The 23,022-nt window shown below is 28.5% G+C and carries 21 protein-coding genes and 1 other annotated feature; of the genes, 17 read left to right on the top strand and 4 right to left on the bottom strand.

Features of this window, described 5'->3' with window-relative positions; all coding sequences use genetic code 11:
* Window positions 1–207: 207 nt before the first annotated feature.
* Window positions 208–1,542 carry a CoA-disulfide reductase gene (locus tag H8923_RS02740; RefSeq protein WP_153925682.1) on the top strand — a complete coding sequence of 445 codons (1,335 nt, stop codon included), beginning with the start codon at window positions 208–210 and terminating at the stop codon, window positions 1,540–1,542.
* Window positions 1,543–1,631: 89 nt separating this feature from the next.
* Here H8923_RS02740 and H8923_RS02735 read toward each other — a convergent pair whose 3' ends face one another.
* The gene (locus tag H8923_RS02735; RefSeq protein WP_153925680.1) at window positions 1,632–2,588 is read right to left on the bottom strand and encodes a ribonuclease Z; all 957 of its coding nucleotides are present in this window, start codon (window positions 2,586–2,588) and stop codon (window positions 1,632–1,634) included.
* Between the two features lie 310 nt (window positions 2,589–2,898).
* Between H8923_RS02735 and H8923_RS02730 the strand changes: the two genes are divergently transcribed.
* The 3 genes from H8923_RS02730 (at window position 2,899) to H8923_RS02720 (ending at window position 5,360) form a co-directional block, all read left to right on the top strand.
* Window positions 2,899–3,231 (top strand): DUF5658 family protein, encoded by a 333-nt coding sequence (locus H8923_RS02730; protein WP_153925678.1) that lies wholly within the window; start codon window positions 2,899–2,901, stop codon window positions 3,229–3,231.
* Between the two features lie 380 nt (window positions 3,232–3,611).
* A complete protein-coding gene (locus H8923_RS02725) occupies window positions 3,612–4,775 on the top strand; it encodes a pyridoxal-phosphate-dependent aminotransferase family protein (RefSeq protein WP_153925676.1) in 1,164 nt (387 codons plus the stop codon).
* 18 nt (window positions 4,776–4,793) lie between these two features.
* Complete coding sequence (locus tag H8923_RS02720; protein WP_153925674.1) at window positions 4,794–5,360, top strand: ECF transporter S component; 567 nt, start codon at window positions 4,794–4,796, stop codon at window positions 5,358–5,360.
* Between the two features lie 187 nt (window positions 5,361–5,547).
* Here H8923_RS02720 and recX read toward each other — a convergent pair whose 3' ends face one another.
* Entirely contained in the window at window positions 5,548–6,186 is a 639-nt protein-coding gene (recX, locus tag H8923_RS02715) for a recombination regulator RecX (RefSeq protein WP_153925672.1), read from the bottom strand.
* Window positions 6,187–6,431: 245 nt separating this feature from the next.
* Between recX and nadD the strand changes: the two genes are divergently transcribed.
* The 9 genes from nadD (at window position 6,432) to H8923_RS02670 (ending at window position 16,011) form a co-directional block, all read left to right on the top strand.
* A complete protein-coding gene (gene nadD / locus H8923_RS02710) occupies window positions 6,432–7,121 on the top strand; it encodes a nicotinate-nucleotide adenylyltransferase (RefSeq protein WP_153925670.1) in 690 nt (229 codons plus the stop codon).
* Window positions 7,122–7,688 (top strand): bis(5'-nucleosyl)-tetraphosphatase (symmetrical) YqeK, encoded by a 567-nt coding sequence (gene yqeK / locus H8923_RS02705; protein ID WP_153925668.1) that lies wholly within the window; start codon window positions 7,122–7,124, stop codon window positions 7,686–7,688.
* 120 nt (window positions 7,689–7,808) lie between these two features.
* The gene (gene rsfS / locus H8923_RS02700; protein WP_153925666.1) at window positions 7,809–8,159 is read left to right on the top strand and encodes a ribosome silencing factor; all 351 of its coding nucleotides are present in this window, start codon (window positions 7,809–7,811) and stop codon (window positions 8,157–8,159) included.
* Window positions 8,160–8,189: 30 nt separating this feature from the next.
* Window positions 8,190–8,388 (top strand) — a binding site (T-box leader).
* A gap of 118 nt (window positions 8,389–8,506) precedes the next feature.
* Window positions 8,507–10,927: a leucine--tRNA ligase gene (gene leuS, locus H8923_RS02695; RefSeq protein ID WP_153925664.1), complete on the top strand. Its 2,421-nt coding sequence runs from the start codon at window positions 8,507–8,509 to the stop codon at window positions 10,925–10,927.
* A 386-nt stretch (window positions 10,928–11,313) separates the two neighbouring features.
* Window positions 11,314–12,531 (top strand): threonine ammonia-lyase, encoded by a 1,218-nt coding sequence (gene ilvA, locus H8923_RS02690; protein ID WP_153925662.1) that lies wholly within the window; start codon window positions 11,314–11,316, stop codon window positions 12,529–12,531.
* Window positions 12,532–12,617: 86 nt separating this feature from the next.
* Window positions 12,618–12,998 carry a RidA family protein gene (locus H8923_RS02685; protein WP_147539762.1) on the top strand — a complete coding sequence of 127 codons (381 nt, stop codon included), beginning with the start codon at window positions 12,618–12,620 and terminating at the stop codon, window positions 12,996–12,998.
* 390 nt (window positions 12,999–13,388) lie between these two features.
* Entirely contained in the window at window positions 13,389–14,063 is a 675-nt protein-coding gene (gene sdaAB / locus H8923_RS02680) for an L-serine ammonia-lyase, iron-sulfur-dependent subunit beta (protein ID WP_153925660.1), read from the top strand.
* Between the two features lie 20 nt (window positions 14,064–14,083).
* Window positions 14,084–14,962 (top strand): L-serine ammonia-lyase, iron-sulfur-dependent, subunit alpha, encoded by an 879-nt coding sequence (sdaAA, locus tag H8923_RS02675; RefSeq protein WP_153925658.1) that lies wholly within the window; start codon window positions 14,084–14,086, stop codon window positions 14,960–14,962.
* A gap of 218 nt (window positions 14,963–15,180) precedes the next feature.
* On the top strand, window positions 15,181–16,011 hold the full coding sequence (locus H8923_RS02670; RefSeq protein WP_153925656.1) for a Cof-type HAD-IIB family hydrolase: 831 nt from the start codon (window positions 15,181–15,183) through the stop codon (window positions 16,009–16,011).
* 63 nt (window positions 16,012–16,074) lie between these two features.
* Here the strand turns inward: H8923_RS02670 and H8923_RS02665 are convergent, their stop codons facing one another.
* Window positions 16,075–16,320, bottom strand: coding sequence for a hypothetical protein (locus H8923_RS02665; protein ID WP_153925654.1), 246 nt, complete (start codon window positions 16,318–16,320; stop codon window positions 16,075–16,077).
* 124 nt (window positions 16,321–16,444) lie between these two features.
* Complete coding sequence (locus H8923_RS02660) at window positions 16,445–17,740, bottom strand: D-alanyl-D-alanine carboxypeptidase family protein (protein ID WP_153925652.1); 1,296 nt, start codon at window positions 17,738–17,740, stop codon at window positions 16,445–16,447.
* Window positions 17,741–17,817: 77 nt separating this feature from the next.
* Between H8923_RS02660 and H8923_RS02655 the strand changes: the two genes are divergently transcribed.
* The 4 genes from H8923_RS02655 to selB all read left to right on the top strand — a co-directional run bounded on the left by H8923_RS02655 (window position 17,818) and on the right by selB (window position 22,937).
* The gene (locus H8923_RS02655; RefSeq protein ID WP_187127813.1) at window positions 17,818–18,489 is read left to right on the top strand and encodes a helix-hairpin-helix domain-containing protein; all 672 of its coding nucleotides are present in this window, start codon (window positions 17,818–17,820) and stop codon (window positions 18,487–18,489) included.
* An 80-nt stretch (window positions 18,490–18,569) separates the two neighbouring features.
* Window positions 18,570–19,616 (top strand): selenide, water dikinase SelD, encoded by a 1,047-nt coding sequence (gene selD / locus H8923_RS02650; protein WP_153925650.1) that lies wholly within the window; start codon window positions 18,570–18,572, stop codon window positions 19,614–19,616.
* Between the two features lie 58 nt (window positions 19,617–19,674).
* Window positions 19,675–21,054 (top strand): L-seryl-tRNA(Sec) selenium transferase, encoded by a 1,380-nt coding sequence (selA, locus tag H8923_RS02645; protein WP_243139907.1) that lies wholly within the window; start codon window positions 19,675–19,677, stop codon window positions 21,052–21,054.
* A gap of 2 nt (window positions 21,055–21,056) precedes the next feature.
* Window positions 21,057–22,937 carry a selenocysteine-specific translation elongation factor gene (selB, locus tag H8923_RS02640; RefSeq protein WP_153925646.1) on the top strand — a complete coding sequence of 627 codons (1,881 nt, stop codon included), beginning with the start codon at window positions 21,057–21,059 and terminating at the stop codon, window positions 22,935–22,937.
* Window positions 22,938–23,022 lie beyond the last annotated feature (85 nt).

Raw genomic sequence — 23,022 nt, 5'->3', positions numbered from 1 at the left:
AAAAAGTAAAATAGTAATATGACCCATCCTATTAGTTTGTATAAATATTAATAATAGAGATTTTAAATTTAATTTCAGGGTATAAATAATAAAAATAAAGTATATAAAATGGATTTTTATGTATAAAAATGTTAATATAATAACTAGGTAGATTAAATTAGTAAAGTAACTTATAGATATAGATAAGATAATTAAGGAGGACGTAAGATGAGAGTTATTATAGTAGGTGCAGTTGCAGCTGGTATGTCTGCAGCAGCAAAATTAAAAAGAATGAAACCTGAATATGAGGTTGTAGTATACGAAAAAACTGATGTAGTATCATTTGGTGCATGTGGGTTACCATACTTTGTAGGTGGATTTTTTGATGACGCAAATAATATGATAGCAAGAAGTCCAGAAAAGTTCAGAGAATCTGGTATAGATTTAAATATATTTAAAGAAGTTGTAGCTGTTAATATAGATTCTAAAAAATTAACAGTTAAAGATATTAAAACTGGTGAAACTTTTGAAGATTCTTATGATAAGTTAATGATAGCAACAGGAGCAAGTAGTATAATACCTCCAATAAAAAATGTTAAGCTTGAAAATGTATCAACTTTAAAAACTATGGAAGATGGTATAAAGGTAAAAGAGCTATTAAATAAAAAAGAAATAAATAATGTTGTTATAATAGGTGCTGGATTTATAGGTTTAGAAGCTGTAGAAGCGGCTAAAAAATTAGGAAAAGAGGTAACTGTTATACAATCAACTGATAGAGTATTAAATCAAGTATTTGATAAAGAGATAACTGATGTGTTAGAAGAAGAAATAAAATCTCATGGGGTAAACTTACGCTTAAATGAACTGGCAACTGAATTTATAGGAGAAACAAAAGTAGAAAAGGTTGTAACTAATAAGGGTGAAATAGAAGCTGATTTAGTTATAATTGCTACAGGTGTAAGACCTAATACAGCCTTTTTAAAAGACACAGGTATAGATATGTTAGGTAATGGAGCTATAATAGTTGATCAATATGGAAGAACATCTGTAGAAGATATATACTCAGCAGGGGATTGTGCTACCATAAAGAACATAGTAACTAATGAAAATATATATGTTCCTTTAGCAACTGGTGCTAACAAATTAGGAAGAATAGTTGGTGAAAATTTAGCAGGAGCTAATAATGCATTCCAAGGTTCATTAGGTTCTAGTTGTATAAAGGTTATGAGTATGGAAGCAGCAGCTACTGGGTTAACAGAAGAAAAAGCTAAGAATTTAGGATTAAACTATAAAGCTAAGTTTATAAGCGATTTTAATCAAACTAATTACTATCCAGGCAGAGACAAAATATATGTAAAGTTAGTATATGATGCAGATACTAAAGTAATTCTAGGAGGTCAAGTTGCTGGATTTAAAGATTCGGTACAAAGAGCAAATGTTATAGCAGCAGCTATATTTGGTAAAATGACTACGAGCCAATTAGGTATGTTAGATTTATGTTATGCACCACCTTTTGCAAGAACATGGGATGTACTTAATGTTGCAGGAAATGTTAGTAAATAAATAAGTAAAATTTAATTAATAATTATAATAAATATAAAAGGAATATCTCTGTTTTGAGATATTCCTTTTATATTTATTATGTATTTATTTTATAATTGATTCTTTTTATTACGATCTATTTCTTTATCAGAATCATTAAAGTTTAAATGTAACTCAAGTCTATCTTCTCCAATAATAGTGTTTTTGAAAATAGAAGTGGCATTTTCCTTATAAAAATGAGGGTCTTCTAAAGATGGACTAAAGTGAGTTAGAAGTAATTGTTTTACATTTCCAAGGAAAGCTAAATTAGCAGCTTCTCTAAAAGTCATGTGTTTATTTTTTACGGCTTTAGAGATATCTAAATCATCACCATACATAGCTTCACAAACAAATAAATCACTATCTTCTATAAATTTTGGAATAGGGTATATAGGTCGAGAATCTGTTATAAGGCTTATTTTTATACCTTTTCTATCATCTCCTAGAACCATATTTGGAGTATATACATTACCATCAAATTCTATATCTTTGCCGTCTTGTAGTTTTTGCCATAATATTTTAGGAACTTTATTTTTAGTTGCTTTTTCTACATTGAACTTAGCTTTTCTTTTGAAGTAAAAACTATATCCTAAACACTCTGTAGAATGCTCCAAATTTAAAGTTGATATTTCTAAATCTTTTAAATAATTATTAAGTAGAGCAAAGCTACCTTCAGGATTTTCGATAACATTTACTTTATAAGGTAGATATTCAACTAATACCCTAACGGCCTTCATAGCATCTATTATTCCGATAGGACCAACAATTGTTAAATCTTCAGTTCTAGAACTATTACCAATTGTAGATAATAATCCAATAAGACCTATAGTATGATCACCATGTAAGTGGGTTATACATATTAAATCTATATTTTTAAAACCACAATTTTTCATCTTCATGGAAACTTGGGTACCTTCGCCACAATCAACAAGAATTTTTCTTCCTTGATAATTTATAAAAAGAGAAGATAAGAAACGATTAGGCATAGGCATATTGCCACCACATCCCAGTAAAATTAAATCTATCATAATTTTCTCCTTATATTTTACTTATTAAATTTAAATATAGCTTATAAATAGCGTGTTACTAGCTATAAGATATATTATGCTATAAATGCGAAAAATAAAATCATATAAATAAAGATTTTAATAGAAAATTTGACACACTTAATAATTAAAGTTTTAAATATTATTAGTAGATATAGTAAGTAGTGAAACTATACGATAGATTTATTGGCATGATATTAAAACTCTATACAATTAATTGTAAGTCATATAATTAATTGTAAAAAATATAATTAATTATAAAGGATATAATTAATTGTATAGGGGTATTTTTATGGAAGAAACACTTAAGAAAAGAAGAAGTTATTATGGGATGGTATCTATTGTATTTTTGAATGCATTTGATGGTATGGCCACATTTATTGGACTTAAATATGGATTTTATATAGAATTAAACAAGTTTTTGAGTATAGTATATAATTTAAGTCCATTATTATTCTTGATAATTAAAGTTATTTTACCAACTATTTTAATAATTGTGCTTATAGATAAAATGGAGGATAATATATCCAAAATAACGAGATTAATTATATTTATCTCAAATGTAATATATATATGTTTGTGTGTATATCATATAATTTTATATGCAGTTTTTGTATTTGGTTAGAAAGAGTTAAATCTGTATGGATTAACTCTTTTTTTGTTGAGGAGTAGGTACGGAAGGTATATAAGCCACTCATAATTTAATAAATTACGCAAAATAGGAATTTCTAAGGGATAAGCATGTTTTATTTGGAATAAAAACATCAGATTTAATTAAAGAAGTCATTAAAAATAATAACTTAAGTATGATATGTTAGTATTCTGGTAAAGTACATAGTATGTCTAAAAAATGACAGGGAATTTTTGGTGAGTTGATTAATATACATCTATGTATATGCATTATAAATGTACTAATACAATTATAAAATATTCGATAAATTGTCCTATATAAAAAATAATAATATATAATATTTTATATAAAATAAAAGGGGAGGAATACCAGATATGAATAATAAATTAGTTTATACGCCAGGACCGACGGAGGTAAGAGAAAATGTAAGGTTAGCAAGAGCTATATCAACGACTAATCCAGATATAGACACTATGTTTTGTGAGTTTTATAAAAGTACTTGTGAAAAGATAGGGGAAATAATAAAAACTAAAAATAATGTCTATATATTAAATGGAGAAGGAATTTTAGGATTAGAAGCAGCATGTGCATCCCTTACTGAAAAAGGTGATAGAGTTCTTGTAATTGATAATGGTATATTTGGGAGAGGATTTGCTGATTTTGTAAAAATGTATGGAGGTGAAGTTGTATATTTTTCAAAGGAATATACAAAAGACATTAATGAAGTAGATTTAGAAGCTTTTTTGGAAAAAGATAATAACTTTAAATATGCAACATTAGTACACTGTGATACGCCTACAGGTGTTCTAAATGATTTAAGTAAACTTTGTCCTTTGCTTAAAAAATATGGAATATTAACAATTGTAGATTCAGTTGCATCTATGTTTGGAGAAGAACTAAAAGTTGATGAATGGAAAGTGGATATTGCTTTAGGTGGGTCTCAAAAGGCTCTATCTGCACCAGCGGGTCTTACTATAGTAAGTGTAAGTGAGGACATTGAATACGCTATGAAATCAAGAAAAACTCAAGTTACTGGATTTTATTGTAATCTAAGTATATGGGAAAATTACTACAATAATAAATGGTTTCCATATACCATGCCTATTAGTGATATTATGGGCTTAGACAAAGCAATAGATAATATATTAGAAGAAGGAATAGAGAGAGTACTGAATAGACATGAAAAGATAGCTAAGGCAACTAGAAAATCTATTAAGGAATATGGATTAGATCTATATTTAGAAAAAGGATATTCTAACACAGTTACAGTTGTAGAAATTCCAGGCTATATTGGAGCTAAGAATTTAACAGACTACTTATTAAGGCATTATAATTTAGTTTTAGCTACATCTTTAGATGAATATTCAGATAAGGTAATAAGAATAGGTCATATGGGGGAAAATGCAAAACTTGAAAAGATAATTCCTGTTTTAAATTTTATAGATGAAGCTCTAAGAAGATTAGGATTTGAAGGTAAAGATAGATTGGTAGATCTATTCAATAAGTACTATAGTGAGGTTAAATTAATAACAAAATAGTTATTAGGGGGAGTAGTGATGAAAGAAGTAGATGTTATACAATTAAGAGAAACTATAGAAAAGCTAGAAGTCAAAAATAGTAAGGTCACAGCAAGGGATTTGGCTGTAAGTGGATTATTAATTGCCTTAGTATTTATAGCTACTAGATTTATTAATATAAGATTACCATTAGCATCAACTGGAGGGCTTGTGCATCTAGGGAATACAATGCTATTTATATCTGCAATAGTATTTGGAAAGAAAAAAGGAGCAGTAGCAGGTGCTTTTGGAATGGGATTATTTGACCTATTATCAGAGTGGGCAATATGGGCACCATTTACTTTTGTAGTAAGGGGAGTTATGGGATATATAATAGGAAGTATTGCTTGGTCAGATAATAAAAAAGGAAATAATATGATAACTAATATAGCTGGAATAGCAATATCCGGTGTTTGGATGATATTTGGTTACTATATAACTGAAATGATATTATATGGAAATCATACAAAGGCACTTTTATCTATACCAGGAAATATTACTCAAATAGTGATTGGACTTATAATCGGAGTACCAGTTGCAAAGGTGTTAAAAAAATACCTGAAGTAATAATATCTTATAGAATATAAAATTTAAAGGACATGTATAAAAGCTAATATATAAAATATTTAGCTTAGTACAGCCCTTTAAATTTAACTATCAAGTTTATAAAGTTGTTTTAGATTATATAATCCTAGTAAAAAACTAAAGATACCTACTGCTATTTTCATAAAATAACCTCCAAAGTTAAAGTAAATTATATATCATACTCATCGTAGCTTAATAACTTATTTAATGTCCTCTTTATAATATCATAATTAAAACCTTTATATGCTAAATGTTGAGATAGTTTTTGATGAATTTTTCTTTTGTCTTCATTCTTTAAACGTTCATATCTTTTTTTTGCTAAATACATAGCATTTTCAAACTCAGCGTCATTATCTATATCTGACATAGCTTCATTAATAGCAGATGCATCTAAACCTTTATTATAAAGATTTTGTTTAATTCTATTTTTACCACATTTATTTAAATTAAGATTAGTGTTTACTATTTTTTGAGCTAGTAGATTATCGTTTATAAAATTATTTTTTTTCAAAAATTCGATTACTCTATTTATAGTATCTTCTTCGAAATCATTAGATAATTTTTCTCTGATTTTTTTCTCTGCTTGATCTGCTTTAGAGAGTATATTTAAAGCCTTATTTTTAGCTTTAAGATACATTTCATCACTTAATATTGATTTTAAGTATTCCTCATCAATTTCATCACCTTTTTTTAGGTTAAAAGTAAAAACTAATTCTTTAAAGATTGCTGTAAAAAACTCATCATTAACATAAATGTTAACCCTATCCTCGTTCTTTTTTTGTTGTTCTATTTTAGTAATTATAGCCATGTATAAAACTCCTTTGGTGTACTATTATAATTAATAATTTTAAATTATTAAAATGTTAATTATATGTATTTTACGTCTTGTATTTTAGGAAATTTAAGGTAAAATATCAAATAGTTAATATAAAATTATACTAAAAAATATAAGTACCTTATAGATATGATTATATACTAAAATGTGCGATTTATTACCTTATAAAATTGAAATAATGATACAATAATAATATATTTATAAAAAGGAGACAAAATATGAGGGTTGATGATCTAGTTAAAAATGCAAAAAATATAAATACTATTAAGCTAGAGCGATTTAAAAAAAATAATTCTAAAATGAGAATAGGTATAATGGGAGGGACTTTTGATCCGATACATTATGCTCATTTGGCTACGGCAGAATTTATTAGGGACAAATACCAACTAGATAAGATAATTTTTATACCTACAGGAAATCCTCCTCATAAATTACTTAATGTAACTAATAAGTATGACAGATATAACATGGTTTTAGTATCAACTGAGAATAACGATGATTTTTTAGTTTTAGATACAGAGATAAAAAGTGAAACAAGAACTTATACTGTAGATACTTTAAGATCTTTAAAAGAATCATATAGCAACTGTGAAATGTATTTTATAACTGGTGCAGATGCAATATGTGACATTGAAACGTGGAAGGAAGTAGAAGAGAATTTCAAGTTGGCTAATTTTATAGCTGCAACAAGACCGGGGATAAGTTTATTAGAAGCTCAAGAAAAAATAGAAAAACTTAAAGAAAAATATAATGCTAATATTATAAGTGTATATGTTCCATCATTGGATATATCATCTACATATATAAGACAACAATTAAAAGCTAGGAAATCTGTAAGGTATTTGCTTCCTGAAAATGTAGAAAAGTATATACACAATAAGAAGTTATATAAAATGGGAGTGGAATAAATGACATTAACAGAGATTAATGAAAAGTTAGTAGAAATGTTGCCAGAAAGAAGGATGCAGCATTCTTTAAATGTAGCAAATTGTGCAGTTAAATTATGTGATATATATGATTGTGACAAAGAAAAGGCATATATAGCTGGAATAACTCATGACTGCGCTAAATACTTAAACAATGATCAAGTTGATTACTATGTAAAGAAATACAATATAAATTTAGATGAGTATGAAATGAATAACTTAGCGCTTTCGCATAGTATTATAGGATCATACATAGCACAGTATGAATTTAAAATAAATGATATAGAAATAATAGATGCAATAAGATATCATACGACAGGAAAGGAAAATATGAGTTTGCTAGAAAAAATAATTTATATGGCAGACTTGATAGAAGAAAGTAGAAACTTCCCAAATGTAGATTTATTAAGAAATTTAAGTTATAGTGGAAAATTAGATGAAGCATTACTAATTTCTTTTGATAATACTATAAAGTTTGTAATCGGTAACAAACAGTTAATACATCCTAGGACAGTAAGTGCAAGAAATTATATTATGAGAAATTTATAATTTTATATATTATATGGAACAATAACAGATAATAATCATATAAAAAATAAAATAGTTAGTGTAGACTATTTATGGTATAATAATAAAACATGCTTAAATTTAGGAAAGTGAGGAATAAATATGACAGTAAATGAAATGACAAAAGTAATATATGATGCAATAGACGATAAAATTGGTCAAGATATATCTATAATAAATATTGGTGCAGTTTCAAGTTTATGTGATTACTTTGTTATAGCTACAGCTAGTTCTCAAAGACAAGTTAAAGCTATAGCTGATAACGTAGAAGATGAATTAACAAAACTAGGAATAGAGCCAAGAGGAAAAGAAGGATACGAAACTCAAACTTGGGTACTTCTTGATTATGGTGATGTAATAGTTCACATATTCAATGAAGAGCAAAGAGGATTCTACAATTTAGAAAAGTTATGGAAAGATGCTCCATATGTAGATGTTGACACTTTAGCATAATAATGCTAATATAGGTAATTATAATATTAAATAAATTTATCGAATAGGCTAGAGTAGTAAAAGTAAAGATTTTATCAGAGAGCTAGTGGTTGCTGTGAACTAGTAAATTTGACCTTTGAACTTGCTAGAATATAACTATTTGGCCGTAGTTGGCATAAAAACTATCTAAGAGAGTCTATTTTTAGACTAATTAGGGTGGTACCGCGAAGATATAATCCTCGTCCCTAAACAATTTTTGTTTAGAGACTGAGGATTTTTTTATTGTTTAAGAAGTTAAATTTATCGAAATATGGATAAAATAACTTTTATAGACTAATTAATAATAAAAGATATAAGGAGGAAAAGTAATGAGCGTTTACAATCATAAAAACGTTGAGTCGAAATGGCAAAAAACTTGGGCTGAAAATGATCAATATAAAACTGATACACTTGATACTTCTAAGCCAAATTATTACACTTTAGAAATGTTCCCATATCCATCAGGGAAAATACATATGGGTCACGTTAGAAATTACTCTATAGGTGACGTTGTTGCTAGATTTAAGAAAATGGAAGGATACAATGTTCTACATCCAATGGGATGGGACTCATTTGGTCTTCCAGCTGAAAATGCAGCTATAAAGCATGGGATACATCCACATAAATGGACTATGGAAAATATAGAAGATATGAAAGGTCAATTAAAATTATTAGGTCTTAGTTACGACTGGGATAGAGAAGTTGCAACTTCTACTCCAGAATACTATAAGTTTACTCAAGAGATATTCTTAAAGTTCTTAGAACATGGACTAGCATATAAGAAAAAATCTTTTGTTAACTGGTGCCCATCTTGTGAAACTGTTCTTGCAAATGAGCAAGTTGTTCAAGGACAATGTGAAAGATGTGATTCTGTGGTTATAAAGAAGGACTTAGAACAATGGTACTTCAAAACTACTCAATATGCTGAAGAGTTACTTCAAGATTTAGATACTTTAGATGGATGGCCAGAAAAAGTTAAGTTAATGCAAAAGAACTGGATAGGAAAAAGTACAGGTGCAGAAATAGTATTTGATATAGATGGAACTGACAAATCTATGACTGTATTTACAACTAGACCAGATACTGTTCATGGTGTTACATATATGGTTCTTGCTCCAGAGCATGATTTAGTTAAAGAATTAGTTGCTGGTACAGAGTATGAATCTGATGCTGATGCATTTGTTGCAAAAATGCATACTATGACTGAAATAGAAAGAACTTCTACAGATGTAGAAAAAGAAGGTATGTTTATAGGTAGATATGTAATAAATCCATTAACTGGAGAAAAAGCTCCAATATGGATAGCAAATTATGTACTAGCTGACTATGGTACAGGTGCTATAATGGCAGTTCCAGCCCATGATGAAAGAGATAGAGAATTTGCTGAGAAATATAATTTAGAAATAATACCTGTAATAGATGAAGATAATAAAATGATAAACTCAGGTGAATTCAATGGAATGGAAGCATCTGAAGCATTTGGTAAAATAATAGAAAAAATAGAAGAGATGAACAGAGGAAAGAAAACAGTCAACTATAGATTAAGAGACTGGTTACTTTCTAGACAAAGATATTGGGGATGTCCAATACCGGTTGTTTATTGTGATACTTGTGGTGTAGTTCCAGAGAAAAAAGAAAACCTACCAGTATTATTACCAACTGATGTTGAATTTACTGGAAAAGGTGAATCTCCACTTACTACTTCAAAAGAGTTTATGACAACAGCTTGTCCATGTTGTGGAAAAGAAGCTAGAAGAGAAGTTGATACAATGGATACATTTGTTGATTCTTCTTGGTACTTCTTAAGATACATAGATCCTAAGAATACTGAAAACATATTTGATTCAGAAGTAGTAAATAAGTGGATGCCAGTTGACCAATATATAGGTGGGGTAGAGCATGCTATAATGCACTTACTTTACTCAAGATTCTTTGTAAAAGCATTTAATGATATGGGACTTGTTGATTTTAAAGAGCCATTTAAGAACTTATTAACTCAAGGTATGGTTCTTAAAGAAGGTAGCAAGATGAGTAAGTCAAAAGGAAACGTAGTTTCACCTCTTGAAATAATAGAAGAGTTTGGTGCAGATACTGCAAGATTATTCGTATTATTCGCAGCACCACCAGAAAGAGATCTAGATTGGTCTGAGCAAGGTGTTGAAGGATGTTATAGATTCTTAAACAGAGTTTATAGATTAGTTGATGAATTAGCAGAAGTTGCTAAGAGTGATACTAATATGGGTGAATTAACTAAAGAAGATAAAGCTATGAGATACACAATACATGCAACACTTAAGAAAGTTACAGAAGATTTAAGTGAAAAGTTTGGATTCAACACAGCTATATCTGCTTTAATGGAATTAATAAACGAAATGTACAAGTACAAAGAATTAGATAGCAAAAATAATGCTATTATAAAAGAAGGTATAGAAACTATAGTAACTATACTTGCGCCATTCACTCCTCATATAGGTGAAGAATTATGGACTATGATAGGTAAAGAAGGTAGCGTATTTGATATAAGCTGGCCAAAATATGATGAAACTGCATTAGTTAAAGATGAAGTTGAAGTTGTAGTTCAAGTTAATGGTAAAGTAAGAGGGAAATTAACAGTTGGGGCTAATGTATCAAGAGATGAAATGCAAGAATTAGCTATGGCTGATGAAAAGATAAAAGCTTTAGTAGAAGGAAAAACTATAGTAAAAGTAGTTGCCGTTCCTAAAAAATTAGTTAACATAGTTGTTAAATAATATATGAAATAAAAATACTGCCTAAAATTTATTTTAGGCGGTATTTTTTTATTTTATGGATTAGCAGAATCTTTAGAAGTAGCTAGAGTGGGTAGTATAGGAGGTATAATAACAGGTATTATTATAATTGAAGCCATTTATATTGATACAAGGAAAAATATGAAGAAAAAATAATTTAAAATTCAAATGTAAAATTTATTTTAATTTGCTTTAAAAAGGCTACTTAACAAGTGTTGAGTGGTATTTTGTTATTTAATAAGAAAACAATTTCAAAAAAAATGTTGACGAATCCTAATAGTTAATAATATAATTAGTTTGTAGAAAAAATAACACACAAAATGTTAAAAAATGTCGATAAATTTAATAAAGTTGTAGGGGGTAATATTATGTTACAAGTTACATTACAAGATATAAAAGAAGCAAAGGAAACTATAAAAGATATAGTAAAGAAAACTGATATGTTAGAGTGTGCTAGTCTTAGTAATAAGACAAAGGCAAACGTTTTTTATAAATGTGAAAATCTGCAAAGAACAGGGTCTTTCAAAGTAAGAGGAGCGTGCAATAAAATTGCTAATTTAACTGATGAAGAAAAAGCAAACGGTGTCATAGCGTCAAGTGCAGGTAATCATGCTCAAGGTGTTGCTTTAGGAGCAAAAATGAGTGGAATAAAATCTACAATAGTAATGCCAGCAACAGCACCATTATTAAAGGTTTCTGCGACAAAAGGTTATGGAGCAGAAGTGGTTTTAAATGGTTTAGTATATGATGATGCTTATTCAAAAGCTGTTGAAATACAAAAAGAAACAGGAGCAACATTCTTACATCCGTTCAATGATAAGCATGTTATAGCAGGACAAGGAACTATAGGATTAGAAATATTTGAACAGTTAAATGATAAAGTAGATACAATCTTATGCCCAATTGGTGGTGGGGGATTAATCGCTGGTGTTGCGGTAGCGGCAAAAGCATTAAATCCAAATGTTAAAGTTATAGGTGTACAAACTGCAAATATACCTTCTATGCATGAATCTATGAAAAATGGGAAAGTTAGTAGTGCATTTAAATCTACTACAATAGCAGATGGTATAGCTGTTAAAACTCCTGGAGATATGACTTTTGAAATAATAAAAGAACTAGTAGATGAAGTAGTTCTAGTAGAAGAGGAAGAAATAGCTCAAGGTATAGTTTATTTAATGGAAAACTTAAAGGTTGTAGCTGAAGGTTCAGGGGCTGTAACAACTGCTGCATTGTTAAGTGGCAAATATGCTCCGAATGAAAATGAAAACGTTGTATGTATAATATCTGGTGGAAATGTAGATGTTAATAATCTATATAGAATCATAGGAAGTGGTCTTGCTAAAGAAGGAAGAAGATATTCGTTTAGCGTAACTATGATTGATAAGCCAGGTGGATTCTCTGAATTAACTAAAATAATAAGCGAAAATAATGCAAATATATTAAATGCAAATCAATCTAGATTATCATCTGGAGCTTATATAGGAAAGCAAAATGCAGAATTTGTATTAGAAACATTTGATCATGATCATATACAAAAAATAAAATCTGATATAGAAGCTGCAGGATTTGAAATAAAAGATTTATAAAAATATGTATAACAAGATTATTTAAGATATAGTATAATATAGAAGCAAATGTTGTAAACATATATAATTTTTAGGAGGAATGAAAAATGAAACATCAAGTAATTCATACTGACAATGCACCAGCAGCTATAGGACCATACTCTCAAGCAATAAAAGCTGGAAACTTATTATTTGTATCTGGACAAGTTCCATTTGTACCAGAAACTATGGAAATAGTTGAAGGAGACGTTAAAGCTCAAGCTACTCAATCTTTAAAGAATGTACAAGCTATATTAAAAGAAGCTGGAGCAGATTTTTCAGATGTAGTAAAATCTACAGTTTTCATAAAAGATATGAATGAGTTTGCACAAATAAATGAAGTTTATGCTGAATTTTTCGGTGAAAATAAACCAGCAAGAGCTTGCGTAGAAGTTGCTAGATTACCAAAAGACGTTAAAGTTGAAATAGAAGTTATAGCTGTATTATAATAAGGGCTAATCAACATATAAAGTGACCAGTAGTAACTGGTCATTTTTACTTTAAATTAAAATATTCTTCATAAAAAGGTAAAAATAGGATTTATATACAAAAAAAAATAGTTAGAAAATAAGAAAATAAGAAAAAAGATATTCCATAAAAATAAAATTTTATATATAATATAAATAGAACAATAAAAAAACTTGAAAAAAGTATATATGTTTTTTAAAAATAAATAATATTAATATAAATTAATATTAAGATATATAGTTAATGTTATTAAATAATATTTTATAAAGTTATTAGTTTTTTAATTAAAATCATAGTTAATAATATTACTATTTAAGAAAATGGTTTCACAGTTAACCTAATTTGACATTTAAGAAGAGAGAGGTAAATCAATGGCTAAAGATTATAGTGTATTTGACGTTGTAGGACCAAATATGATAGGTCCATCTAGTTCCCATACTGCAGGAGCTGCAAGACTTGGGAAAACTGCTTCTAAAATAGCAGGAAAACCTGTAAAGGAAGTAAAATTCTATCTACATGGTTCATTTGCAGAGACATACAAAGGTCATGGAACGGATAAAGCATTAGTTGGAGGAATATTAGGATTTGATCCAGAAGATGCTAGAATAAGAAACTCTTTTGATATAGCACAAGATAACGGTGTTAAGTTTGAATTTATAAAAACTGATTTAGGAGAAAATGAACATCCTAATACTGTTAAGATGGAAATGTTATTAGAAGATGGAACTAAAAGTGTAGTAAAAGGTGCTTCTATCGGTGGAGGTAATATAAAACTTACTGAAATGGATGGTTTAACTTTAGATTTTAATGGTTCAAAACCAGCTGTAATATTAGAAATAAAAGATATACCAGGAGCAGTATCTTTTGTAACTGGACTTCTTGCTCATAATAATAAGAATATAGCTACAATGTCTACGAATAGACCAGCGGGGTCTAAGTTTACATTTGTAACTATAGAAACAGACGAAACATTAGAACAAGAGATATTAGATCAAATAGGTAAATTTGAAGTTGTAGCTAAGGCTGTAGTTTTAGATAAATTCTAGACAGTAAGGAGAGAGAGACAATGAAATATAATTTCACAAGCGGAAAAGAATTATTAGAAATGTGTAACGAATACAACATGTCAATACATGAAATATGTTTAGAAAGAGAAGTTGAGCTTTCTGGATTATCTAAAGAAGAAATAAGATCAAAAATGCAACATAGTTTAAATATAATGAAATCAGCAACTGAAAAAGCTGTTGAGGAAGATATAAAATCAGTGGGTGGTCTTATAGGCGGAGAAGCTAAAAAATTAACTATATTTAGAAATAATAGTAAATCGGTTTGTGGGCCATTAATGAATAAAGCGTTAGTTGCTGCAATGGGAACTATGGAAGTTAATGCTTCAATGGGACTTATAGTTGCTGCTCCGACTGCAGGTTCTTGTGGAATACTTCCAGGTGCCGTAGTTACTATAGGAAAAGAATATGACATGACTGATGAACAAATGTTAGATGCATTATTTGCAGCTTCTGCTATAGGTGCAATAATCACTAGAAATGCAACAGTTGCTGGTGCAGAAGGTGGATGTCAAGCTGAAACTGGAGCTGCTGCTGCGATGGCTGCTGCAGGTGTAGTTGAAATGATGGGTGGAACTCCAGAACAAGCTATACATGCTGCATCTCACTGTTTACAGAATGTAATGGGACTTGTATGTGATCCAATAGCTGGACTTGTTGAAGCTCCATGTCAAGGAAGAAATGCTATAGGTGTTGCGAATGCTTTAATATCTGCTGAATTATGTTTAGCTGGAATATTAAATATAATACCATTTGATGAAACTGTAGAAGCTATGTATAAAGTTGGTAAAAATTTACCACCAGAGTTAAGAGAAACTGCTTTAGGTGGAGTTGCTGCAACTTGTACTGGATGTGCTTTAAGCGATAAAATATTTGGATAATAAATATAGAAATATATTAAAATAAAAGGTTAGTTTGATATCTTTAATAAAATAGATATCTTGCTAACCTTTTTATATTTTCACTATAATTAAATTATATAAGTAATATAAATTAAAACAATCTTAATGAGGTATAGCTACTATAAAAATTATAAAATATGATATAATTTATAAAGGGTGATAGGGAATAATATAAATTTTGGATTATGGAGTGGAGTATGGATTATAAATTAATTGTTGCTGATATGGATGGAACATTATTGGGGAGTGACCATGAAGTTACTGAGGAAAATAAAAAGGCATTAAAAGAAGCGTTAGATAAAGGGATTTATGTTACTGTAGCTACGGGGAGAATGTATAGTTCAGCTAAATCACATATTAGCTTTTTAAACTCTACAATACCGATAATAGCATGTAATGGTGCATTGATAAAAGATTCTATTACAAATAAAATAATATATTCAAATTATATAGATAGAGAAAAATCATTAAAAATATTAAGGATCTTAGAAAAATATAAAGTGTATTATCAATATTACTCAGAAGACTTATTAATGTGTAAAAAGATAGATAAAGATAATAAAAATCTTATAAAGATAAAAAAACTAATGAGCAGTGGAGTAGATTTAGTTTTTCTATCTGATCTTACTGAACATATCATAAATAATGATATATTAAAGGTGATTGTAGTTGAAGATGAAAATTTATCTATTTTAGAGAAGATTACAAAAGAATTGAATAAAATAGAAGGATTAGAAATAACTAAATCTTGGTTTAATAATATAGAGATTATGGCAACAGGATCTGATAAGGGAAATGCAGTTAAAAAATTAGCTGAACATTTAGATATAGATAAAGATAATATTATAGCTTTTGGAGATAATTATAATGATATTAGTATGTTGGAATTTGCAGGTATAGGGGTTGCTATGGGTAATGCAGATGAATTTGTGAAATCAAGGGCAGATTATATTACCTTAAAAAATAGCGAAGATGGAGTTGCAAAGGCATTATATGAATTAACTTGCTTAAAAGCTATAAATGATTAAAATAAAAAACCTCAATGATAGTTTTAATAAACTAATATTGAGGTTTTTTAGTATATTTGAGATCTAATAGTTTATATCAGCAGTTTTTATGTTATTTTTATCATGAGAACTACATGGAGTAACACCATAAACCATATTACAAGTAGGGCATTTATCAACGTGTGTTTTCATAGTAAAAGTTTCTTTACAATTGACACATTCTATATCATGAAAATTTCTTAAAGGGAAATTATCTTTGCCTTTACTTCTTATTAAATCAACTACATTCTTTCCATCATTTTTATCAATACTACCACATCCACAACTCATATGTATTCCTCCTATATTAATTCATTTTATAAATACTATTATACAATATAAAAAAGTAAAATTCTGTAACATATGATACAAGAGAAAAAAGGCTTATCTCAATATAGATGAGAAAGCCATTTTTTTATCTTCTTTTACCTTTACCATTGAATATATTTTTTCTATATTTCTTTTTATTTTTTCTTCTTATGAAAAGAAGTATAACGAAAATAGATACAATGAAAATTAAAGTAACTTTAAGTACCATAGAAATTATTTTATTCTCTACTAATGGTCCAAAGATGCTATTAAGGTCATTTGTAGCAACTAAGTTTATTTTAGTTTCAAGTTTGTTTGAATTATAAACTTCTAAAGTACCTACCTTATCACCTTTCTTTATAGGAAGGTGTATCTTATCTAACTTAGTTTTTACACTATAAGAACTTGTAGGAGTTCCATTTTTTAATAAGACTTTATACGTAAACTCTGGCTCATATATAAGTTCTTTTTGCTTAGAGAATAAAACTCTTTCATTTCCAGTATACTTGTTTTTTGCTACTATTGTTTCGTTATGAAAATTATTAAAACCGTAATCTAGTAAAGTTCTAGATGCTAAATACAGATCATTACCAGTAGATTTAAATACTGCAGAAATAAGTCTTCTTCCATTTTTTACAGCACTAGATAAAAGACATCTACCCGCATCATCAGTATAACCAGTTTTTATTCCATCAACTATATCGTATTTTATATCTATATCTTTTCCATTATAATTTATTTTTTCGTTTGAAGTTAAAAACTTATTTGTATTTACGAAATATCTTTCGTAAGGATACGCCTCAGTTGCAGGAAAAGAAATAGATTTAGTTTTAACAATATCTCTGAAGATGCTATTACTCATAGCCTCTCTAGCCATAAGTGCCATATCGTTTGCAGTTGTAACATGTTCTTTGTCTGGCAAACCATGAGGATTAGTAAAATGAGTATTTTTAGCACCAATAGATTTTGCTTCATCATTCATTAAATTAGCGAATTCTTTGATAGAACCGCTTACATACTCTGCTAAAACTACAGCTGCATCATTAGAAGAATGAACTAATAATCCTTCAAGTAATTCTTTTACCGAAAAAGATTCTCCGACTTTTAAATACATACTAGATCCCTCTACATTAGGATCTTTAGTAATTTGTACTTTTTCATTTAAATTAGGTTTATATTTTAAAACAAGGTAAGCCGTCCAAGCTTTTGTTGTTGATGCTGGATAAACTTTTTTATCTCCGTTTTTGTTAAATAAAACCTTTCCAGTTTCATAGTCCATAAGGATTGCTGCTTCTGCAGGGATAGAAGGTTCATCACTGCCAGCATATGATGCGTTCGCCGAGTTTAAAAATGTAGAGAAAATTATAATATATGTTACCAATAAAGAAAGAAATTTTTTCATCTATAACCTCCAAATTTTAAACTTATATTTTAGTATATCATATTTTAGTTAATAATAAAAAAAAAGGAGTGAATAAAGTGAAAAAAAATAAAAAAAGTGTGATCTTTTTATTTATTACTTTTATATGTGTAACAACAATAATTATTAAAGATAAACTTTATTTTCAAGATGATATTTATGTAGTAAGTAAAGAAGAGTTAAATAATAAAGAAATTATATTAGATAATAGTGAGGGTATATATGAAAATTTTGAGGGCGTAAATAATATAAAAAAAGATAGTATAAATGATGAAATGAATTCAGAAATGATAACAGTATACATAAGTGGTCAAGTTAATAATCCTGGAGTGGTAACCTTAGAAAGTGATAAAAGACTAGCTGATGCTATAGAACTTTTGGGCGGTACTACAGAAGATGCTGACTTAAATAGAATAAATATGGCACTAAAAATAAAGGATGAAGAGCATTATATAATACCTAAAATAGGAGAAGAAATTTCAGATGAAAGTTTATCAATGAATAATACCAGAGAAGTTGGCAATGAAACTGATAGTAATAAGATTAACATAAATTCAGCTACGATAAAAGAGCTAGAAGATTTACCAGGAGTCGGAGAAGCTACTGCAAACAAGATAGTAAGACATAGGGATGAAAATGGAAAATTCAAATCCATAGAAGAAATTAAAAATGTAAATGGAATAGGGGATAAAAAATATGAAGATTTAAAGGACTTAATAAGTATAAATTGATACAATAATATAGAGGTATATAATAATATATAAAAAATATGTTATTATATGTATTGACAAGAAGGAAAGGAGGTCTTTTTATGGAAAAATATAAGAGACTTACAGAAATGACAACTTCAGGAGGCTGAGCGGCTAAAATAGGGCCAGAGGTTCTGGCTTCGGTTTTAAGTCAACTTCCTAAAAATGATAACAATAAAATAGGAAATTTATTAGTAGGACTAGATACAGCTGATGATGCTGCAGTATATAAATTAAATGATGAAATAGCATTAATACAAACTTTAGATTTTTTTACGCCAATGATAGATGACCCTTATGTATTTGGACAAATTGCGGCGGCTAATTCACTATCAGATGTCTATGCAATGGGAGGAAAACCTATAGTTGCAATGAATATTGTTTGTTTCCCCGCATGTCATGATATGGATGTTTTAGCTGAAATTATGAAAGGTGGATTTGACAAAGTAAGAGAAAGTGGTGCACTTTTAGTAGGAGGCCATACTGTTGATGATAAAGAACCTAAATATGGTCTCTCTGTTTCTGGGATAGCACATCCTAATAAAATACTATCAAATGCAACTTCTAAAATAGGTGATGTATTAATACTTACAAAACCTTTAGGTACAGGTATATTAAATACAGCTATGAAGGCTGATTTAATAAGAAAAGAAACAGAAAATAAAGTGATTGAAGTTATGACTCACTTAAATAAATATGCAGCTATGAGTTTTGATAAAATACAGGTAAACTCAGTAACAGATATAACGGGGTTTGGACTATTAGGTCATGCTTTAGAGATGGCAAAAGCATCAGAAGTTAGTATACATATAAATTCGAAAGAGGTTCCTTTATTAGATGAAGCTATAGATATGGCTAATATGGGGATTATACCTGCTGGGATGTATAGGAACAAGCAATATATTGAAAAAGATGTTGATATGCAAGATGTAGATACAGCTGTAAGAGATATACTATATGATCCTCAAACATCAGGAGGATTATTAGTATCTGTCAAAGCAGAATATGCAGAAGAATTAGTAAAAGATATGAAATTAAATGGTTCTATAGAAGCGAAAATAATAGGATACGTAAAATCGAAGGGCGAAAAGTATATTACTGTAAGATAAGGTATCTAACTGAATATAAGAAAGAGTGATTATTTTGGATAAAAAAAAATTATTTGCTATGCTGCCTTCCGTAGATGAAGTGTTAGGAAATGAGAAAGTAAAGAAAATATTAGAAGAATATCCGAGAACCTTAGTATTAGAATCTATAAGAGAAGCTATAGATGCAAAAAGAAAACTAATTATAAATTTAGATGATAGTGAAAAAGAAATAAAAATAAAATTTGAAGATATAATTGAAGATTCCATAACTAAAATAAAATTAAATTATCATTTGTCTCTAAAAAAAGTTATAAATGGAACAGGAGTTATTCTACATACTAATCTAGGTAGATCTTTGTTAAGTGAAAGTATAAAGGATGAATTATGGGAATCTGCATCTAGATACTCGAATCTAGAATATAATATTGATACAGGTGAAAGAGGTTCTAGATATGTGCATTTAGTAGATATTATAAAAAGATTAACAGGAGCAGAAGATGTTTTAGTTGTAAATAATAATGCAGCTGCTGTTCTTCTTGCTTTAAATACTTTAGCAAAAGATGGTGAAGTTATAGTATCAAGAGGTGAATTGGTAGAGGTTGGAGGATCCTTCAGGATACCAAGTATTATGTCTTTAAGTGGAGCAAAATTAGTAGAGGTTGGAGCGACTAATAAGACTCATATAAGTGATTATGAAGAAGTTATATCAGAAAATACTAAAGTATTAATGAAGGTACATACTAGTAATTATAAAATTATAGGATTTACGGAAAATTTAGAAATAGATGACTTATCATTGATAAGTAAAAAATATAGTATACCTCTTATAGAAGATTTAGGTAGTGGAGTATTTATAGATTTATCAAAGTATGGATTATCCTATGAGCCTACAGTACTAGATTCTATAAATAAAGGGGCTGATATAGTTACATTTAGTGGAGATAAAATGCTCGGTGGACCACAAGCAGGTATTATTGTAGGGAAAAAAAAGTATATACAAAAGATGAAGAAAAATCAACTTACTAGAGCATTAAGGGTTGATAAAATTACAATATGTGCGCTTGAAGCAACCCTAAGAATATATCTGGATGAGAAAAAGGCTATAAAAGATATACCTACATTGAGAATGCTTACTTATACAATGGAAGAACTATATAAGAAAGTTAAGGTGTTATTTGATTTGTTAAATAACTTAAATTTAGATGCTAAGATAAGTGTAGAGGATGATTTTTCTCAAGTTGGGGGAGGATCTATGCCAATTGAAAAATTAAATACTTATGTAATATCAATAATCCCAAATAAAATGAGTGTATCATCTTTAGAAAGAAAGCTAAGATTAAGCAGCTCTAATATAATAGGAAGAATTTATGGAAATAAATATATACTAGACATTAGAACTATATTTGAAGATGAGTTTGAAATAATAGCAAAAGAATTAAACATTTTAATAGGGGGGTAAACATGAAAAATATAATAATAGGAACAGCTGGACATATAGATCATGGTAAAACTACTCTTATAAAAGCTCTTACTGGGAGAGATACAGATACTTTGAAGGAAGAAAAACAAAGAGGGATTTCGATAAATCTAGGATTTACATACTTTGACTTACCGAGTAATAAAAGAGCAGGAATAGTAGATGTTCCAGGTCATGAAAAATTTATAAAAAATATGCTGGCAGGTTCATCTGGTATAGATATTGTATTATTAGTAATAGCATGTGATGAAGGTGTTATGCCTCAAACCATTGAGCATTTAGATATATTAAATTTTTTAGATATAAAAAATGGAATAATAGTTCTTACAAAGTGCCAAAATGCAGATGAAGATTTTAAGGAATTAGTGAAAGAAGATATAAGAGAAAAGCTTGACGGTAGCTTCCTTGAAAATGTAGATATGATAGAGGTTGATTCTATTTCTGGTTACGGAATAGATAAACTTATAAATAAAATAGATGATATTAGTAATGTTATTGGAAGTAAAAAAGAAGATTCTCCATCTAGGCTTAATATAGATAGAGTATTTTCGGTAAAAGGATTTGGAACAGTTATTACAGGAACATTATTAGAAGGTAAAATTAAAATTGATGATGAATTACAAATATATCCGAAAGGCATAAAAGCCAAAATTAGAGGAATACAAGTACATGGTGAAAATGTAGAAGTTGCTTATGCAGGTCAAAGAACAGCTATAAATATTTCTAATGTAAAGGTTGAAGAAATAGAAAGAGGAGATGTTTTAGCAGATATAAATTCTTTAGAAGAATCTAAAATGCTAGATGTGAAAATATCTTTAGTAAAGCATACAAATAAAGAATTGAAACATTGGGATAGACTGAAATTATATCATGGAACTAAGGAAATTTTGTGCAGAGCAGTTCCTTTAGATAAAGATTATATAAAAAATAATGAAAGTGCTTATGTACAGCTACGTTTAGAAGAAGGAATAGTTGCTAAAAAGGGAGATAGGTTTGTAATTAGAACTTATTCACCTATGGAAACTATTGGTGGAGGTGTAATAATTGATACTTCTGTAAAAAAACATAAAAAGTTTAACTCTAAAGTTATTGAGAGTTTAAGATTAAAAGAACTAGGCAAGCCAAAGGATATTATAGAAGAGTATTTAAAGCAAAATAAAGAAAGATACCTAACTATAAAAGAGTTAATGTCTTACACTGGATTGTATGAAAGTGTAATAGAAGAAAACATGAGAATACTAATAGAGGATGATAGAGTGATTGAACTTAATAACCACTATATTCATATTGATTCATATAAGAATTTAGAAGAGAATATATTGGATTTATTGAGCTGCTATCATAAGAAAAATAGATTGAAAAAGGGTATGTCAAAAGAAGAAATAAGAAGTAAAGTTTGTCCTGATTTAAAAATTAGGGATCTAGATGTAGTTATTTTAAAGATGGAAAATGAAAAAAAAGTAAATATTATTAATAAGTTAATATCATCGTATGACTTTAATGTTGTTTTGAATGATAATCAAAAAGCTATAAAACTAGATATTCAAAAAAAACTTAGACAAGCGGGTCTATCTTCGATATTAACTGTTGATGATCTTTGTGTTAATAATAATTATAAAGAAGTACTAGAATCTATGATTGGGTATGAGATAGAATTATTAGATGAAAAACATATTATAGATAAAGATAATTATGAAATTGCAAAATATACTTTGATTAATTATATAAAAGAGAATAATAGTATAACATTAGCGGAGTATAGAAATTCGATAAACTCAAGTAGAAAAAATTGTTTGATTATTTTAGAACATTTTGATAGAAGTAGAGTGACTAAAAGAATAGAAGATAAAAGAGTAATGTTTTAATAGAATAAAATCTATAAAAATGTCAAATTATACATAAAAAATGTATATATTTGACATTTTTTAGTGTAAAAAATAAAATTTAAGC

Source organism: Romboutsia faecis, assembly GCF_014323405.1.
GTDB lineage: Bacteria > Bacillota > Clostridia > Peptostreptococcales > Peptostreptococcaceae > Romboutsia_E > Romboutsia_E faecis.
The sequence above is the reverse complement of the archived record's forward strand: the minus strand, read 5'-3'. Positions and strand labels throughout refer to the sequence as shown.